General features: G+C 56.4%; 13 protein-coding genes. 4 read left to right on the plus strand and 9 right to left on the minus strand.

Annotation, left to right across the window (positions count from 1 at the left end; all coding sequences use genetic code 11):
- Positions 1-25: 25 nt before the first annotated feature.
- Positions 26-904, minus strand: coding sequence for a tRNA 2-thiocytidine(32) synthetase TtcA (ttcA, locus tag QWI16_RS10630; protein WP_302712980.1), 879 nt, complete (start codon positions 902-904; stop codon positions 26-28).
- A 229-nt stretch (positions 905-1,133) separates the two neighbouring features.
- On the opposite strand from ttcA, the gene QWI16_RS10635 reads away from it, so the two are divergent.
- From QWI16_RS10635 to bioA, 3 genes are all read left to right on the plus strand, one after another.
- Positions 1,134-1,952 carry a flagellar brake protein gene (locus QWI16_RS10635; RefSeq protein WP_302712982.1) on the plus strand — a complete coding sequence of 273 codons (819 nt, stop codon included), beginning with the start codon at positions 1,134-1,136 and terminating at the stop codon, positions 1,950-1,952.
- Positions 1,953-2,087: 135 nt separating this feature from the next.
- Entirely contained in the window at positions 2,088-3,656 is a 1,569-nt protein-coding gene (locus QWI16_RS10640; protein ID WP_302712984.1) for a methyl-accepting chemotaxis protein, read from the plus strand.
- 62 nt (positions 3,657-3,718) lie between these two features.
- Entirely contained in the window at positions 3,719-5,002 is a 1,284-nt protein-coding gene (bioA, locus tag QWI16_RS10645; protein ID WP_302712986.1) for an adenosylmethionine--8-amino-7-oxononanoate transaminase, read from the plus strand.
- A gap of 46 nt (positions 5,003-5,048) precedes the next feature.
- Here bioA and QWI16_RS10650 read toward each other — a convergent pair whose 3' ends face one another.
- From QWI16_RS10650 to adk, 6 genes are all read right to left on the minus strand, one after another.
- Complete coding sequence (locus QWI16_RS10650) at positions 5,049-6,056, minus strand: tryptophan--tRNA ligase (protein ID WP_302712988.1); 1,008 nt, start codon at positions 6,054-6,056, stop codon at positions 5,049-5,051.
- Positions 6,057-6,133: 77 nt separating this feature from the next.
- On the minus strand, positions 6,134-7,282 hold the full coding sequence (locus QWI16_RS10655; RefSeq protein WP_302712989.1) for a tRNA-queuosine alpha-mannosyltransferase domain-containing protein: 1,149 nt from the start codon (positions 7,280-7,282) through the stop codon (positions 6,134-6,136).
- Positions 7,279-8,610, minus strand: coding sequence for a M18 family aminopeptidase (locus QWI16_RS10660; protein WP_370659926.1), 1,332 nt, complete (start codon positions 8,608-8,610; stop codon positions 7,279-7,281). Before QWI16_RS10660 ends, QWI16_RS10655 begins: the two co-directional genes overlap by 4 nt.
- Before the next feature lie 123 nt (positions 8,611-8,733).
- Positions 8,734-9,429 (minus strand): tRNA (adenosine(37)-N6)-threonylcarbamoyltransferase complex dimerization subunit type 1 TsaB, encoded by a 696-nt coding sequence (gene tsaB / locus QWI16_RS10665; protein WP_302712992.1) that lies wholly within the window; start codon positions 9,427-9,429, stop codon positions 8,734-8,736.
- A 200-nt stretch (positions 9,430-9,629) separates the two neighbouring features.
- The gene (locus QWI16_RS10670; protein ID WP_302712993.1) at positions 9,630-10,328 is read right to left on the minus strand and encodes a hypothetical protein; all 699 of its coding nucleotides are present in this window, start codon (positions 10,326-10,328) and stop codon (positions 9,630-9,632) included.
- A gap of 419 nt (positions 10,329-10,747) precedes the next feature.
- The gene (gene adk / locus QWI16_RS10675) at positions 10,748-11,404 is read right to left on the minus strand and encodes an adenylate kinase (protein WP_302712995.1); all 657 of its coding nucleotides are present in this window, start codon (positions 11,402-11,404) and stop codon (positions 10,748-10,750) included.
- A 217-nt stretch (positions 11,405-11,621) separates the two neighbouring features.
- On the opposite strand from adk, the gene QWI16_RS10680 reads away from it, so the two are divergent.
- A complete protein-coding gene (locus tag QWI16_RS10680) occupies positions 11,622-11,957 on the plus strand; it encodes a type 1 pili tip component (RefSeq protein WP_302712996.1) in 336 nt (111 codons plus the stop codon).
- 33 nt (positions 11,958-11,990) lie between these two features.
- Here QWI16_RS10680 and QWI16_RS10685 read toward each other — a convergent pair whose 3' ends face one another.
- Together QWI16_RS10685 and QWI16_RS10690 are read right to left on the minus strand one after the other, a co-directional pair.
- Positions 11,991-12,485 (minus strand): shikimate kinase, encoded by a 495-nt coding sequence (locus QWI16_RS10685; RefSeq protein WP_441294560.1) that lies wholly within the window; start codon positions 12,483-12,485, stop codon positions 11,991-11,993.
- Between the two features lie 66 nt (positions 12,486-12,551).
- Positions 12,552-14,198: a methyl-accepting chemotaxis protein gene (locus tag QWI16_RS10690; RefSeq protein ID WP_302712999.1), complete on the minus strand. Its 1,647-nt coding sequence runs from the start codon at positions 14,196-14,198 to the stop codon at positions 12,552-12,554.
- Between the last annotated feature and the right edge of the window lie 106 nt (positions 14,199-14,304).

Here is a 14,304-nt window from a genome sequence, read left to right on the forward strand (position 1 = left end):
AGGCTCTACCGCCCGAGCTCTGAACTCAGAGCTGAACGGCATCGATATAACCGACCACTGTCTGTTGCTGTGGGTCCTGCTCGTACGCCATGACCTGAGGCTTCAAAGAGACGAAGTCAAACAACTGGCGGTCGGCCAGCTGCGAGGGCGCTACATTCGACAGGGCGGAGAAAATGGTTTCCACCCTACCCGGGTGGCTGCGCTCCCAGTCTTGTAGCATTTGCTTAATGACCTGGCGTTGCAGGTTCTCCTGCGAGCCGCACAGGTTGCACGGGATGATTGGAAAGCCCCGGGCCTCGGCGAAAGCTTCAAGGTCTTTTTCCTTACAATAGGCCAGTGGACGAATCACTAGGTTACGACCATTATCAGCCAACAATTTAGGCGGCATAGCCTTGAGCTTACCGCCGTAGAAGAGATTTAAAAACAGGGTTTCAACAATGTCATCACGGTGATGCCCAAGGGCAATTTTGGTCGCCCCGATCTCATCGGCAAAGCTGTACAAAGTGCCGCGTCGCAATCGCGAACATAAACCGCAAGTGGTCTTACCTTCGGGGATAATCTCTTTAACGATGCTGTAGGTGTCTTTTTCAACGATATGATACTCAACGCCAATGGAATCCAGGTAATTGGGTAACACATGCTCGGGAAAACCCGGTTGTTTTTGATCCATATTGACCGCTACCAGATCAAAATGCACCGGCGCCGTTTTTTGCAGGCCGAGCAGGACATCGAGCATGGCATAGGAGTCCTTGCCGCCGGACAGGCACACCATGACCTTATCGCCCTCTTCGATCATGTTGTAATCGGCAATCGCTGAGCCCACTTGTCGGCGCAGGCGCTTTTGCAGCTTGTTGAATTCCAGCCGCTCTTTGCGTGTTGCCGACTCCGATACCGTCTCGCTCATGTCTATCAACCTGTCATTGAAAAATCGGCCGGTATTGTACGTATTTTGCCCAGCAGATGGAATTGCCTTTGCCGCTGAGCGGCACCGCTTTGCCGCGTTTTTCCGCTTCAGATAACTGCCCTGCCCGCCGGGCCGCGCGAGTGCGGCCTTTTCTCTCTGGCATAGCCCTTGCTCTAGCCGATAAAAGTACCTGCTACCGACAGGTGTGTATTGCCGCAAGGAGAAAGACATGTCTCTGATTCGCCGCCTGATGGCCAAAATCAGTCAATCCAGCGCTCCGGCCGAACCCACGGGTGTGGCTGGGCCAACCAGCGACAACCATCGCCCCGCCCCAGATGCCGGGGCCCTGGCCAGCCAAACACAAACAGGCGCAGCGGCCCTGCTCACACACCTGTGTCAAACCCGCCAGCTTCTGGAAGTGAAACTGGAAGGTGAAACCCTGAGCTACCAGAGCATGATTGTCGCTGTGGACGCCGCGCGGGGTTTACTGTGGCTGGATGAATTGACCCCAGGCGCCCCGCTGCTGAACGACGCTCACTGGTTGATCATCAGCCATCAGCGCCAGGGCGAGGTTCTGACCCTGCGCCTACCCGTGGTGGCGGGCCCGTCGCAGGGACGCAGCGCGATTGCCACGGTACTGCCCGAGCACGCCGACTACCGCCCTCGCCGCGCCTGGAGTCGGTTTGGCTTGCCCGGCGCTCAAATGAAAGCGAAAGTGCGCGCCGTCGGCAACGAGCCACAGTTTGGCAAAATCCTCAATCTTTCCGCTGGCGGTATGCGCCTGGCACTCACAGGCAATCAGCTTGGCTACATGCGACGCGACGCTCTCCTACCGCTGTGCCAATTTCAGCTGAGCGGGGGCCTGCGTATCAACTGTCAGGCAAGGGTCAAATCCGCCCGAATCGCCAGGACACCCTTTCGCCATACTCAAGTCAGCCTGGAATTTACCGATATACTGCCGAGCGACAGAGCTGCCTTGGACAGGCAACTGCACCGGCTCGAGCAACTCAACCAAGTGTCGGACGCCGATTCTGCGCAAGCCGCCTGAGCATCGAACCCATAGCTCGGACCTATAGCTCGAACCTATAGACAGCCGCTCGCTTGGAGCGCTCGCGAACATCGATAAATCGTCTAAGCTCTACCATTAGAGCTTGGAATTAATAAATTGCCTAAGGAAAACACCATGCGCAACAACGGCCCTGTTACGCAAAAAGAAGTACCGGTAAAACCCGGTGAAGAAATTGTTTCTGCCACCGATCTCGCAGGGACCATTACTTACTGCAATGACACCTTCTGCCGCATTGCGGGCTTTACCTCCGATGAACTGATCAAGCAGCCCCACAATATTCTTCGTCACCCCGATATGCCGCGCGAGGCCTTCGCCATGCTCTGGGAGGCGATGAAATCCGGCCGGCCGTGGATGGGCGTCGTAAAAAACCGCTGTAAAAACGGTGACCATTACTGGGTCGACGCCTACGTCACCCCCGTGGGAGAAAGAGGCCGCACACTCGGCTACGAGTCGGTGCGTGTACACGCCGACCGGCAGCTTATCCAGCGGGCCGAACGGGCCTATGCCCGCCTGCAAGCGGGAAAGCCTGTGTGCCCACCCTCCACCCGCTTTTGCCAGAGCTGGCAGACTTTTCTCGTTCTGGCGCCTTGCCTGTGGCTGGTGCTGGGTATCGCTGGTCTGCTTTTGAAGCTGCCCCTGAGCTACCAGGTGGCCGCAGCACTGATGGCGGTGGCGGGCGGCGGTGCCATTCAGGCCTACCTCAATCTGAAGATCGACGAGTTGCTTGGCAACGCGCGAGAAATTCATCACGATCCAGTAGCGGCCTATATCTATACCGGGCGAATCGACCGCATCGGTGAAATCCGCCTCGCACAACTCGCCCAAAAGGCTCGCCTGAGAACCGCGCTTGGGCGCTTCGAAGCGTCTGCCGGCGAACTTCGCAACCGCGCCCAGGCGGCGCAGCAGCAGGCCGAGGCCACCTTTGGTCATATCAATGAGCAGCATGAGCAAACCGCCAACGTGGCCCATGCCATGGGGCAGATGGCCCTGGCCGTACAGGAAGTCGCCAGCGGCGCCACGCAGACCTCCAGCGCTACCCGAGATGCCCTGAAACAAGTCGGCAAGGGCAATACCGTCATTGAAAGCGCGGGCGTTGCCATTGACGATTTATCGAAAACCGTTGCCAAACTTGGCTCGGTGCTCGACCGCTTGACCGAAGGCAGCGTCAAAATTGCGTCTGTCGTCGGCGTGATTCGCGGCGTCGCGGAGCAGACCAACCTACTCGCGCTCAATGCCGCCATTGAAGCGGCGCGCGCCGGCGAACAGGGCCGGGGCTTTGCCGTGGTCGCCGACGAGGTAAGAACCCTGGCGCAGCGGACTCAGGAGTCTACCGAGGATATTCAGAACATCATCAGTGAATTGACCCAGGCCACCGAATTGGCAGGAGAAGGAATGGACGCTTGCCAGAACCACGTCGAGCGCAGTGTCAGTGAAATGGATAATGTCAGCCGCGCCCTCAAAGCCATCTCCGAGGCCGTGAGCATCATCGACCAGATGTCTCATCAAATTGCCGCTGCCGCCGAGGAGCAATCGGCCACAGCCGCCGATATCGAGAAAAACACGCAAGCCATTACCGATATCGCCGACGGTGCCCAGGAGCAGATCCGCGAGGCCAATCGCTTGAGCCGCGAGATGGCCTCGCTATCGGCCAATCAGTTTGAGCTGGTGAAGCGATTTCAGTAGCCGCTGGCTGGACATCCAGCGGCAAAAGCCTTAGCGTGAGCGCTTTTTAATGGCATAGACTCATGCAACTGACCAACGACGAGATTCTGGCCCTCGATCGACAACACGTCTGGCACCCCTACTCTTCGTTTTTAAACCCGAGCCCGACTTACGCCGTTGCCAGCGCCAGCGGAGTCACGCTGACGCTCGCCGATGGCCGTACCCTGATTGACGGCATGTCATCTTGGTGGAGTGTGCTGCACGGCTACAACCACCCGCGCCTGAATGCAGCGCTGCGCAATCAGAGCGAAGCCATGAGCCACGTAATGTTTGGCGGCCTGACGCACGAACCGGCTGTCAGCCTCTGCCAGCAGCTGGTTCGGCTTTCGCCGCCAGGCTTAAACAAGGTGTTTTTGTCAGACTCTGGCTCCGTGAGCGTAGAGGTCGCCATGAAAATGGCCCTGCAGTTCTGGCACTCTCAAGGTCGGCCTGAAAAGCACCGCTTTGTCGCGCTTACCAATGGCTATCACGGCGACACTTTTGGCGCCATGAGTGTCTGCGACCCGGTGACCGGCATGCACCATCTTTTTTCGCGCAACCTGCAGCAGCAATACTTTGCTACCCGCCCGAGCAGCCGGTTTGACGCCCCGTTTGATGAGAGCGACCTGGCCAGCATACGCGAACTGCTGGCAACCCATAGCGACATTGCTGCGGTTATTTTAGAACCGATTGTGCAAGGGGCCGGTGGCATGTGGATGTACAGCCCCGAGTATCTAAAAGCGGTGCGCGAGCTATGCGACCAACATCAGGTTTTGCTGATCGCCGATGAAATCGCCACCGGCTTTGGCCGCACGGGTAAGCTCTTTGCGTGCGAGCATGCCGGGATTAGCCCGGATATTCTATGCCTTGGGAAAACCCTCACCGGCGGCTATATGACGCTTGCGGCCACGCTCTGCAATGACCAAGTGAGCGATGGTATCTGCCGCGGCGAAGCGGGTGTTTTTATGCATGGGCCGACGTTTATGGGTAACCCATTGGCCTGTGCTGTCGCGGGTGAAAGCATTCGTCTGCTGCTTGAGGGGAATTGGCAGGAGCGGATTGGCACCATTGAGGCGCAATTGCGCCGGGAGCTTGAACCCTGCCGGGAGCTCGACCGGGTGGTGGATGTGCGTGTACTGGGGGGAATTGGCGTTGTCGAGCTGGACCAGGCTCCGGACATGCAAACATTGCAGCCTGCGTTTGTTGAGGCGGGAATTTGGGTCAGGCCTTTTGGACGGCTGGTGTACATTATGCCGCCCTACGTGGCCAGTGAGAGTGAAATCAGCGCCCTGACCGGGGGTATCTACTCCGTGGTCAGCGCGCTTTAGCGCGAGATCGCTACGAAAGGCCGCACAGTGGCTTGCGTCATAGCGATTACGCCATTGGCCGCAGGCCCACAGCTGAGCGCAAGCGCTCCATAAACGGCTCGCTGTGCTCGCGCGCTCGCGCGGCGCCAAGTTGCAAAATCTCTTCAATGTCCGCCGGCCGCTCCATCAGCTCATAGTAGCGCTCTCTCGCCTCACCTATTTGATTGTTAATCAATTCAAACAGCTGGCGCTTGGCCTCACCCCAGGCAATACCCTCAGCGAACTGATCACGCATCTGCGCTGCTTGCTCGTCCGAGGCAAACGCCTCCCAGATTTGAAACACTGTAGAGCCTTCAGGGTCTTTCGGCTCGCCCGGCTCCAAGAGGTTGGTTTTAATTTTATTGATGTGCTTTTTCAACTGCTTTTCCGGCAGGAATAACGGAATGGTGTTGTTGTAGCTCTTGCTCATCTTGCGTCCGTCCAGGCCGTTGAGCACTGACACCTTGTCATCCACCATCGCCTCAGGCAGGGCAAAATGCTCACCGTAGTGGTGGTTAAAACGAGCGGCGATATCGCGCGCCATTTCAATGTGTTGTATCTGATCGCGACCCACCGGTACTTTGTTGGCATTGAACATCAAAATATCCGCGGCCATCAGCACCGGATAATTGTACAGCCCCATGGTAACGCCGTAATCGGGGTCCTCTCCTGCCTCTTCATTCGCTGCCACGGCCGCTTTGTAGGCGTGTGCCCGGTTCATCAGGCCCTTGGCTGCCATACAGTTGAGCAGCCAGCAAAGCTCGGGAATCTGCGCGATATCCGACTGACGATAAAAGACCGCATTGTCGGTGTTGAGCCCCAATGCCAGCCAGGTTGCGGCAATTTCCTTGCGCGACTGCTCGACCCGTTCGGCCTCCTGACACTTGATCAAGGCGTGGTAATCGGCGAGAAAATAAAAGGATTCCAAAGAGGGATCTTCACTGGCGGCGATAGCGGGACGAATAGCGCCCACGTAGTTGCCCAGGTGCGGCGTGCCTGTCGTCGTAATACCAGTGAGTACGCGTTGCTTGCTCATGTGCTTCTCTTCGTCGTTTGGAGTTGCGCGACCACTTATCATTGGCCTTTCACGGCCGCGCAGGGCACGGCGGGCGCCTATGATACAGACTCTGTACGAAGCTGTGTAGCGCCGCCAGCCAGCTCGTGCAGACACTGCCGGTATATTTCGCGCTGCCCTGACCAGGCCAGGGCGCTCACATCCGGCGCTGCGGGGAGTCTGTCGGCCAGCAGGCCGTCCACCAACTCCACCAGCCGCATCGCCAGCGCCTCGGCATCGCTGTGCAGGTCACCGGTGACTGGATAGCACCAGTTATCCCCCAGCATTTCAGGGTAAACCTGATGCTTCGGCACAACCGGCAGGCAGCCGCTGGCAACCGCCTCCAACACAGCGAGCCCCTGAAAATCATGATCCGCTGTGGACAGGGCGATGTGCGAGCGCAATAGCAGCTCGCGGTACTGCTCGGCATCGGCGACATAGCCCCAGTTACCCAGAGCACCGGCCTGCTGCAGAAGCTGCTTCAAAGGCGCAAACGCCTCCGGCTCGCGGCGAAATTGCTCGCCAACAATGTGCGCGACAAACGGCAAGCGGCCGCGATAGTGCTCGCATATCCGCCCCATAGCCTCAAGCAGCAAACGCGGGTTTTTGTCGTACTCCCAGCGATGATTCCAGATGAGCGTAGGACGATTCGCCCGAAGCTTGGGGGCAGACTTGCGGAGAAAGAGTTCGTCCTCAAGAGGCACAGGCAAAACACTGGACTTTGCCGCCAGCGCATCCACTACTCCCCTGGGAACGAGATCCGGCATTTTACCGAGCAAGGCCTCGGCCCCTTCAAGAAAAGTGCGGCGGTTGTACCTCGAGTTAAACGCCAGGCGATCGGCGCAAATGGCGCTGTAAAGGGTCACCATCTGCGGCTCAAGAGAGTGGTGCTGCTGGCCGCTTGCCGGATAAGCAAACTGATTTTCGTGAAAGTACAAGAGCGTGGGCAAACGCGCTATGGCTGGCAGCATTCCCCTTAGTGACGACAGGTCCACCATGGAAGTGGCGATCAAAAAATCGTAGGGCTGCTCCAGCACTTCGCGCGACAGCCCTGCCAGGGACAGGCTGCTGCCGCGAATGCGCCAACTGAAATAACGCGGCGGCAAAGCCACCTGGGTAAATTGAAAGTCAGGCAGGCTGCGCTCAAGGCCGAGCCGCCAGCGCCTGTGACTGGCGGCATCGTAACCCGAGAGCAAAAGGCCTTTCACTGGCCGTCAAAGCGCCCCGGCGCCCGGGGGCGGGCGAAATACGCCCGGATGACGCGCATCAGGGCGTAGGCATCCTGACTGCCGGCCAGTTCGCGCGTGGAGTGCATGGCAAAGGTAGGAACGCCAATATCCAGGGTTTTAACCCCCACCTCAGCGGCGGTAATCGGGCCGATGGTGCTACCGCACTCCATATCGGTGCGCGAGACAAAACTCTGTACAGGCACACCCAAGTCGTCGCACAACAGGCGAAACAAACCACTGGTTTCGCTGGTGGTGGCGTAACGCTGATTGGCGTTGACCTTGATCACAGGTCCACCGTTGAGTAATGGGCCGTGCTCGGCATCGTGCTTTTGCCGATAATTTGGATGGATGCCGTGCGCGTTATCCGCTGAGATCATCATGGAGGCATCCAGCGCGCGCAAGCGGTCACTGGTCTCAGGTATTAAGCGCTGTAAAAACTGATCGAGCATAGGCCCACGCGCGCCACATGCCGACGCACTGCCCACCTCTTCATGATCCGTGCAAACCAGCAGGCAGGATTGATCGCCCTTGGCGGCGAGAATGGACTCAAGACCCAAATAACAGCTCAGTAAGTTGTCCAGCCGGGCACTGGCAATAAACTCCCTGCGCAGGCCGATTAAGGCGGGGCGCTGGGTGTCATAGAGCGAGAGCTCAAAGTCGAGGATTTCACGTACCTCGATACCGGGATACTGCTTTTGCAGCTGGGCCAGAAGCAAAGCGGGGAAGGTAAACTTGTCCGGATCGTCATCGGCCAGCATCAGCAAGGGCCGCAACTCCTCCTGTGGATTAATACTGCGATTGCGATTTACGTCGCGATCCAGGTGAATCGCCAGACTGGGCACCATAGCCACGGGAGCGACAAAGTCAATCAACCGGCTGACGGGCGAGCCATTCGCGCTGCGAAAGGTCACGCGCCCGGCAATGGACAGATCGCGATCAAACCAAGTGCTCAAGAGCACGCCGCCATAGACCTCGACGCCGAGCTGGTAGTAGCCGGCACTGATAACGCGGGCATTAGGTTTAACCTTAAGGCATGGGCTATCCGTGTGCGCACCGAGCATGCGGATGCCCGAATCAATCAGCGACTCGCGGCCATAAACGAACGCAATCAGCGAGGAGCCATTGCGCAGCAGGTAATAGCGCTCACCGGGCACCAGCGTCCAGGACTCTGACTCTTTGAGCTCAGTAAATCCGGCCGCGGCAAGCTGCTCAGCCATGCTCTTCGAGGCGTGGAAGGGCGTAGGCGACTCACCGATAAAGCGAATCAATCCCTCGTTAAACTCCTCTAATGTATCGGACACCTGCATAATTAACCTCAATCGTTTACCCGGCTCGACTCAAACCCTTGCCAGGGCCACGCTATCAAGCCGGGAATACTAACATCCAATCTCTCAATCCTGACGCCACCAGTAAGTGCGTAAGGAAATCATTTACTGACGAATTCTCTCTCGCTTTTTCCAGGAAACGGTATCGCGGACATAGTTTGGCTGCACATGGTCCACACTCTGCCCCCGACCCGCGTCAAAATCCCGGGCAGCCAGCGCGACCAGCGCGCCGGCGCGCGGATAACAATCCACCTGAGGCTCAGGCGCTAATGCTGCCATGGTCTCAATCGCCCATCCGGAGCCTACCCCGACGAGCCCACTCAGCCCATCGGGCAAGGCATCGCCGACCCGCTCTGGAGGACAGACGCTGGGTTCAACCAATACCTCGAGGGAGTCGGACGCCTGGCAATAGCGGTAGAGTGCCCAATAGACCTCACCCATGCGTGCGTCCAACGCCGGCATGAGCACAATATCGCCGGTGTTCCGGCTAACCTGCTGCCAGGCCATGGCCTCGAGGGTCGATACGGCCACCACCGGTAGATCAGCGGCAAAAGCGAGGCCTTGGATTACGCCGAGGCCAATACGCAGGCCGGTAAAAGACCCTGGCCCTGCGCCTATGGCCAAAGCGTCCAACTGCGACAAGCTCAGGGCTTCTTCGGTCAGTAGCTCATCAATCATCGGCAGGGCTCGCTGGGTATGGCTCTGGGCAGCGAGCTCGAATTTTTCCGTTATCTGACCGTCGCGCCACAGGGCCACCGAACAGGCGTCGCTGGAAGTATCCAGCGCAAGAATAGTGGTCATGGGGGCACCTTTTAATAAAACTGCTATTTTGACAGATCGCGTCCCGCTCACCAACACCTCTGCCAGCAGGGGTAAGAAATCACGCTGATAGGGCACTTGCCTGAATGGCGCTCAGCCGTATAGGCGGCACAAAAAAGCCCCAACCACTGAGCGGTAGGGGCTTTGGGGTTTATTCTATACTCTGGGTAAACTGCGAGAGATCAGGCCTTTTTCGCTGGACGACCTCGACGGGCAGTAGCGCGTTTACGCTTTGTAGGCGCCTTACGGGCCTTGGCTTTTTTCGTCGCAGCTTTTTGCTTGGCCGCTTCTTTGCGTTCAAGCGCTTTCATTTTTGCCCTGGCCTTTTTCTCTGCGAGCTTGGCCTTGGCTGTCATTTTCTTGGCCGCCACCTTAACCTTGCGGGTATTGGCCGCAGAACGGGACTTTTTCCACTTGGATTCAAAAGCCGCTCTCGCTCTGACAAGGTCTTTCTCCGCACGCGCGGCAAGGCGCTCTTCCATCTCGGCTAACTTAGCTCTGCTGGAAGCTTCAACAGCACGAATAGCGGCTAGGGTTTTCTCCTTTGCCAAGCGTGTTTTCTGCTCGGCCAATTTGGCCTTGAGTGTTTTCGCTTTGTCAGAAGCACGGGCTGCTGCACCACTGGCGGTCTTCGCCGCACGCTTATCAACCGCCTTACCACTTTTGGAAGCTTTGGCACGGGCGGCCTGTGCTTTTTTACGCGCCGCGTCGACTTTCTTACTTTGCTCGTTGACTTGCGCCTGAGCCTTATCAACTGCTACCTGTATTTTTGCTACGGCCGGATCCACAGAAATAGCGGCCGCGCGCTTAGGGGATTTACGGGTTACTGATTTACGTTTCGCCACCGATTTACGTGCGGCTTTTTTCGCAACTCTGGCCATGTCATATCTCCTAAAATTGTTTTTGCTTGTCGCACTTTTCTAAGTTGCAACGCTGTAACGTTGCAATAAGCATTATCAATATATTTAAAAAATAGACAAATTGCACGTTTGACAAGCAAATTAATCGCTTTATTGGCTGCAAATGGCGGAATTCTTTTAATTATTCCCGTAACCGCGCATCGAAAGAAAATAAAGCAGAGCAATGTAGAAAGCCTGCACGTGTTAACCTTGCCATGGAAATTGTCGCTACACAGTCATCTGTTGAATGACATTTTTCCGACAAAAACGCCTCTCACCTGCAGACCTATAAAAACCGGCACAAAAAAAGGCCCGAATATCGGGCCTTTCTTGAGCGTCATTTTAGAAGCGAAAATGCACATTTAACACGCCGGCTGCGCAATCCGCGCTTCAGAGAGGAGTCAGTCGCTCAACACGGAAAACAACTGCGCGCGGATGCTGTCCACGCTTCCTACGCCGCGAATACGGGTAAACTTTGGCGCTGTCTCTGGGTTTTTCTGTTCTTGCTGCTGATAAAACTCTACCAGAGGCTTGGTTTGCTCGTGATACACCGCGAGACGCTTGCGCACGGTTTCTTCTTTATCGTCTTCGCGCTGAACCAGCTCTTCACCGGTTTCGTCGTCTACGCCGGGCGTTTTCGGCGGGTTGTGCTCTATGTGGTAAATACGCCCAGAGGCTTCATGCACACGACGTCCGCTCAGGCGGTTAACGATTTCTTCGTCTTCGACTTCGATTTCAATCACATGGTCGATATCAATACCGGCTTCGAGCAGCGCTTCGGCCTGAGGGATGGTGCGAGGAAAACCATCGAACAAAAAGCCTTTGACACAGTCATCTGCAGCGATACGCTCTTTGACCAGCGCGATAATCAAATCATCCGGCACCAGACCACCAGCGGCCATAATGTCTTTTGCCTGAACACCAAGAGGGGTCCCCGCTTTCACCGCGGCACGGAGCATGTCGCCTGTGGATATTTGGGGAATGCCGAACTTATCCATAATCATTTTTGCCTGAGTGCCCTTCCCTGCACCCGGTGCCCCCAATAAGATGACTTTCATTGACTGTGACTCCTCACGTATTATTTCCGGTTCCCCGGTCAGGAGAGCCGACTGGCGCTCTTAATGCGCTGTATAGAAAAAAGGCGATACGATACACGGCTGACCCCGGAATCACAAGACAGTGCCCATCGCGAAACATAACCCATTGTTTTATATATTCTTTTAGACTATATTGACTGAGGAGCCATCAGCCACGACCCAAGGTGAGGTATACAGCATGGATATGAAACCCGGTGAATTATTAGCCTACTGGGAGAAAACCGCAAGCGGCCGCCTAACCAGCACCCCCTACCCGGTACGCCTGCCTCTGGAAGATGCCGCCAAGCTTGAAGCACTGGCGCAAATGTACCCGAAAAAGTCGCTGGAACAGCTGGTCGCCGATCTGTTGTCCTCCGCACTTCACGAGCTCGAAGAGTCCATGCCCTATATCAAGGGCAGCGAAGTTGTCGCGCACGACGAATTTGGCGATGAAATCTATGAGGATGCCGGCCCAACCTCGCGCTTTTTGAGCCTGAGCCAACAAAAACTGGCCGAACTCAAGGAAAAAAACTAACCGGCGGTAATAGGCTGCCAAGCACTCGCCAGCTCAGGCATCGATTTCGGCGTACTGCTCGCCTTCCTCGAAGATAATTTCGCTGACAACCTCAGACGGGGTCTTCCCACTGCAATCAATAGTGATATCAGCGTAGCGCTGGTATAGAGGCACACGCTCCGCATAGAGCTCGGAAAAACTCTGCTCCTTCGGCTTAGCGATACCGCGACTGTCCATATTATGGATACGTGTTACCAGTTCCGACTCCGGCAAAGCGAGATAGACAATTTGCCCCAGCGAACGCAGCAATTTCATAACCGCATCGCTGTATATCACACTGCCGCCCGTGGCGATCACATGGTTGGTGCACTCAAGCTGAAGCAAGGTGGCCTCTTCCAGCTCACGCAAATGGAGGTAATCAGCGTCGTAGATAATGTCCTGCAGGGTTTTACCCGTGTGGGTCTGGATCAACAGATCCGTGTCGACAAACTGGCGGGCCAGCTCTTTTGCCAAAAGCACGCCTGCGGTACTTTTACCCGCCCCGGGCATTCCAATCAAAATAATGCTATCGCCGTTTGCGACCACGAGCTACTCCCCATCGCCAATTCACAATGGCTACACTCTAAAGCTACCCACCAAATTGCGCAAATTCTGCGATAGGTTACTGAGCTCGCGGCTGGCTTCCGCGGTTTTGCTGGCGTCATCGGAGGTATTCATCGCCAGCTGATTGATTTCCACCAGGTTTTTATCGATTTCAGCCGTCACCGAGCTCTGCTCCTCCGCCGCGGTGGCAATCTGTATCGCCATATTCGTGATCGAGCCGACGGCGTCGCTGATGCTGGCCAGAGATTCGCCGCCATCATTCGCCGCCTGGACCGCCTCACCGGTCATGTTATTGGAATGATTCATGGATTCCACCGCACTTTGCACGCCACCTTGCAGCTTGACGAGCATTTGCTGAATGTCTTCCGTGGACTCCTGTGTTCGACTTGCCAACGTGCGCACTTCATCGGCCACCACAGCAAAACCCCGACCTTGCTCCCCGGCCCTGGCCGCCTCAATGGCCGCGTTCAAGGCCAGTAGATTGGTCTGCTCGGCCACGCCGCGAATCACATCGATCACGGAGGTTACGTTTTTCGCCTCCTCTTCCAGCTGTGCCATGACCTTGGAGGTTTCGTTGATACGACTGGACAATTCCTGCACACGACTGACCGCTGCACGGATCCGCGACTGACCCGCTTCGGTCACGCTGCTGGCCTGCTTGGCACTCTCAGCCGTTTCATTAGTATTTTGCGCCACCTCCTGGATCGCCACAGTCAGCTCATTAACCGCCGCCACCACCATGGTAATGGCATGGCACTGTTCATCGGCGGCCTTCTGACTGTTGGCCGACACATCGAGCATCATGTTGGCCGCCTGAGCCACCTCTTCAGTATTGTTGCGAATCTGCATGATTAAGTGTTGAAGCTTTTCCATAAAGCGATTGACGTGCCCGGATAGCTCCCCAAGTTCGTCATCACTGTGAACATCGACGCGAATGGTTAAGTCCCCATCGCCCTCAGCGATGTTCTGAATCCGATCGCCAATGGCTTTTAATGGCCTGATCACCATAATCGGTAAGAAGATCGCGGCGGCGAGGGCAACCAATGTGCACACCACAGCAATCGCCACGAGCTTCGCCGCTATGGATTGCTCGTCCGCCCGAATCTGTTGCGTAAACTCTTCAACATGCACCAGACGGCGCTCGCCCACAACATCCAAGTGGGTGCGCACGGCATCAAACAATTGGTAGCTGCGTTCAAAACCCTCGCGCTCGACCTCGTCGATGGCATTGGGGTCACCAAGACGCGCCTTGTCGAGTAGGTTACGGCTGTAACGGTACCAGGCCTCGTAGAGCCGTAGAAACTCCGAGCGCTCCGCCTCAGTGCTGGTATTGGACAAACTCAGTGACTGTAAAAAGCGTTCGCGGGCCTGCTCGGCATTCTCGCGGTGCTCTGCCACCAAGCTATCCACACTGGCACCACTGACTCCACTGATAAACACCGTGCGTTCAGCGGTCAGGGCCTGGTATAGATCCCTATCCGCTTGCAAGATCAATTGCAGCTCCTGCAAATTGATTTCAGCAATGGTACTCGCGTGCTCGGCCAACTTGCGGGCCGAGACAATTGAATAGACGCTGGAGTACAAAAACAGCGCGACAAGTAGCAACAATGGCAGGGTGAGCTTCCAGCGAAAGCCCATATTATTATACCAGCTGAACATGATGTGGCCTCTCACAAAGGCTTGCGGTACGTTTAGTGTAGTACAGATTGCGCCACGCAAGTGCCGCGGCTAAGCGGCTTATCGGCCGCCGCGATAAAAAGCTTTA

Source organism: Gilvimarinus algae (genome assembly GCF_030518215.1).
GTDB lineage: Bacteria > Pseudomonadota > Gammaproteobacteria > Pseudomonadales > Cellvibrionaceae > Gilvimarinus > Gilvimarinus algae.

Coding starts and splice junctions, on each gene's coding strand:
- QWI16_RS10690 (WP_302712999.1), bottom strand. CDS start 14,198: ATGTTCAGCTGGTATAATAATATGGGCTTTCGCTGGAAGCTCACCCTG.
- ttcA (WP_302712980.1), bottom strand. CDS start 904: ATGAGCGAGACGGTATCGGAGTCGGCAACACGCAAAGAGCGGCTGGAA.
- QWI16_RS10670 (WP_302712993.1), bottom strand. CDS start 10,328: ATGGCCAGAGTTGCGAAAAAAGCCGCACGTAAATCGGTGGCGAAACGT.
- QWI16_RS10650 (WP_302712988.1), bottom strand. CDS start 6,056: ATGAGCAAGCAACGCGTACTCACTGGTATTACGACGACAGGCACGCCG.
- bioA (WP_302712986.1), top strand. CDS start 3,719: ATGCAACTGACCAACGACGAGATTCTGGCCCTCGATCGACAACACGTC.
- adk (WP_302712995.1), bottom strand. CDS start 11,404: ATGAAAGTCATCTTATTGGGGGCACCGGGTGCAGGGAAGGGCACTCAG.
- QWI16_RS10680 (WP_302712996.1), top strand. CDS start 11,622: ATGGATATGAAACCCGGTGAATTATTAGCCTACTGGGAGAAAACCGCA.
- QWI16_RS10640 (WP_302712984.1), top strand. CDS start 2,088: ATGCGCAACAACGGCCCTGTTACGCAAAAAGAAGTACCGGTAAAACCC.
- tsaB (WP_302712992.1), bottom strand. CDS start 9,429: ATGACCACTATTCTTGCGCTGGATACTTCCAGCGACGCCTGTTCGGTG.
- QWI16_RS10660 (WP_370659926.1), bottom strand. CDS start 8,610: ATGCAGGTGTCCGATACATTAGAGGAGTTTAACGAGGGATTGATTCGC.
- QWI16_RS10685 (WP_441294560.1), bottom strand. CDS start 12,485: ATGCCCGGGGCGGGTAAAAGTACCGCAGGCGTGCTTTTGGCAAAAGAG.
- QWI16_RS10635 (WP_302712982.1), top strand. CDS start 1,134: ATGTCTCTGATTCGCCGCCTGATGGCCAAAATCAGTCAATCCAGCGCT.